At 74.6% G+C, this 2,489-nt stretch carries 3 protein-coding genes; 1 reads left to right on the top strand and 2 read right to left on the bottom strand.

The annotated features are described in order from the left end of the window. The coding region (locus tag R7226_RS31255) for a methyl-accepting chemotaxis protein (RefSeq protein ID WP_318601474.1) at window positions 1–745 on the top strand (745 nt) is incomplete at its 5' end. Here the strand turns inward: R7226_RS31255 and R7226_RS31260 are convergent. Together R7226_RS31260 and R7226_RS31265 are read right to left on the bottom strand one after the other, a co-directional pair. After that, a complete protein-coding gene (locus R7226_RS31260) occupies window positions 742–1,638 on the bottom strand; it encodes a DsbA family oxidoreductase (RefSeq protein WP_318601475.1) in 897 nt (298 codons plus the stop codon). The genes R7226_RS31255 and R7226_RS31260 overlap by 4 nt on opposite strands. A 60-nt stretch (window positions 1,639–1,698) precedes the next feature. Then, window positions 1,699–2,489 (bottom strand): carboxyl transferase domain-containing protein (locus R7226_RS31265; protein WP_318601476.1); only part of this gene is annotated, 791 nt, incomplete at its 5' end.

Genomic DNA, 2,489 nt, shown 5'->3' on the forward strand with positions numbered 1-2,489 from the left:
GGCCGCCAGCGAGCGCGGCGCCGACGGCGCCCGCTCGACCGCCGCGGCGGCACAGGAGGCGCGCGAGCTGGCCGAGGCCGGCGCCGCCGTGACCGCCCGCGCCGGCAGCGCGATGGCCGACGTGCGCGCCGCCTCCGACGACGCGCGCAGCGCGATCCACGAGCTGGGCGAGCGCTCCAGCGCGATCGGCGGGATCGTCGACGCGATCGGCGGGATCGCCGCGCAGACCAACCTGCTCGCCTTGAATGCCGCGATCGAGGCGGCGCGCGCCGGCGAGGCCGGCCGCGGCTTCGCCGTCGTCGCCGAGGAGGTGCGGCAGCTCGCGGAGGAATCGCAGCAGGCGGCCGCGTCGATCGGCGCGATCGTCGACGAGCTGCAGTCGGGCACCGCGCTCGCGGTCGAGCGGATCGAGACCGGCACCGCGCGAACGGCGGAGGGCGTCGAGACGGTCGAGCAGTCGCGCGCGACCTTCGACCGTCTCAGCGCCGCCGTCACCGCGATGACCGAGCGGGTCGGCGACGTCGCCGGCGAGACCGACGGCATCGCCGCGCTCTCACAACAGGTGCAGGAGCAGATGGGCGCCGTCGCCGCGGTCGCCGAGCGGGCGTCGGCGGCGACCGGCCAGGTCGCCCTCTCGACGCAGCAGACGAGCGCCTCGGCACAGCAGATCGGCGCCTCCGCGCACGAGCTGGCGCAGACGGCCGACGAGCTGCGCGAGCTGGTCGGCCGCTTCCGGCTGAGCTAAGCCGCCTGCGCGACCGCAGCCGTGTCGAGCGCCCAGAAGCCGTCGCTGCCGGCCTGCTGCTCGACGGCGCCGGTCGCCTCCGCGAGCTGCTCGCGCGCCTGCTCCCGCGAGATGCCGAGCACCTCGGCGACTTCCTGCGTCGCCAGCGGCTCGCCGGCCCACTCCAGCAGCTCGCCGACCGATGCAGGCGCGGCGCGCCGCTCGATCGTCGGGTCGAGGTTGGCGACCGCGACCTCGTAGGCGAGCGACGGCTGGAAGCCGGGCGCCTCGATCGTGACGCGGTCGGAGGTGCGCGTGAAGACCAGCGACGGCGCGGTGTAGCGCCATTTGCTCGGGTCCTCGGCCGCTCTCGCGAGCTTGTGGCTGAGCGCGACGGCGGCCGGCGCGGGGCTGCGCGTGGCGAGCATGTCGGCCTGCAGCTCGCGCTCGACGGCCGGATCGGTCAGCCAGCGTTCCAGCACGGCGACGTCGATCCCGGCCTCGCGCGCGGCGGCGACGATCGTCGCCTCGTCCTCGAGCATCGCCGTCGGGTTGGTCATCGCGTGGATCCGCAGGCGCCGCAGCAGCCGCTCGGCGACCGCCGCGTCGGCATGGACGCGCGCGGCGACGAACGCCTTCGCCGCCGGCCGCGTCGCGCCGAGGCGCGGCCGCACCGTCGCGTCGAGCGGCATCCCGAATCTGGCCGCGAACGACTCGAAGCCGGCGGCCATCATCTCGACGGAGTAGTCGAGGCGCTTGTAGTGCTCGCTGTCGGAGGCCAGCACGATCATCCGCGTGGTCCACGCCAGCGAATCGCCGTACAGCCATCTCAGACGCCACTTCATCGGCTCCGCGGACCACGCCCACGGGCACTGCGCGTCGGTGTATTCAGTGACCTCGATCGGAAAGCTCATGACCGTGCAAGTATTGCACGCTCAACGTTTCGCTACCTCAGAAAGTCGGTGCGCCGACCTTCAGCAGGTCGGCCAGGAGGCCAGCGGGCGCTCCCAGCCGCGCGCGAGCGGGCGGCCGTCGAGGCGCCCCAGCGCCCGCGCCAGCACCGCGCGCGTCTCGGCCGGATCGATGATCTCGTCGACGTTCATCAGCCCGGCGGCGCCGTAGGGATCGGTCTCCGCCTCCATCGCCGTCAGCGCCGCCTCCGCCGTCGCGGGATCGCCGCCGCTGACGACGTTGGCCGCGACCTGCGGATCCATGAACGAGATCTCCGCCCCCGGCCACGCGTAGACGGCGTCGACGCCGGTGTCGTTGCCGCCGAGGCTGAAGTAGGCGAGGCCGTAGGACTTGCGCAGCAGCAGCGTCAGCTTCGGCGCCTGCGACAGCGCCAGCGCCGTCTGCAGCCGGATCGCGTGCTTGAGCATCCCGGCGTGCTCGACCGCTCTGCCGACGAAGAAGCCCGGCACGTCCTGGACGAAGACCACCGGCAGGTCGAACGCGTCGCAGAGGCACAGCAGCCGCACCGCCTTCTCGCAGGCGGCCGGGTCGAGCGCGCCGGCGAAGAATCTCGGCTGACTGGCGATCACGCCGACGGCGTGGCCGTCGAGCCGCGCAAGGCCGGTGAGCAGCGAGCGGCCGTAGCCGGGGCCCAGCTCCAGCAGCGTGTCCGGGTCGAGGATCCGCGCGAGCGGCCGGCGCACGTCGTAGGCGCGCGAGCGGCGCTCGGGCACGAGCGCGGGCAGCTCGGGGTCGGGCGCGAGCCAGCCGCGCGCACCGTCGCCGGCCGCGCCGTCGCCGGCCGCGGCGTCCG

This window comes from Conexibacter stalactiti (genome assembly GCF_033542075.1).
Lineage (GTDB): Bacteria > Actinomycetota > Thermoleophilia > Solirubrobacterales > Solirubrobacteraceae > Conexibacter > Conexibacter stalactiti.

Bases quoted from the DNA above. Each gene is read 5' to 3' on its own strand.
- R7226_RS31260 (WP_318601475.1), bottom strand. From the start codon at position 1,638: ATGAGCTTTCCGATCGAGGTCACTGAATACACCGACGCGCAGTGCCCG.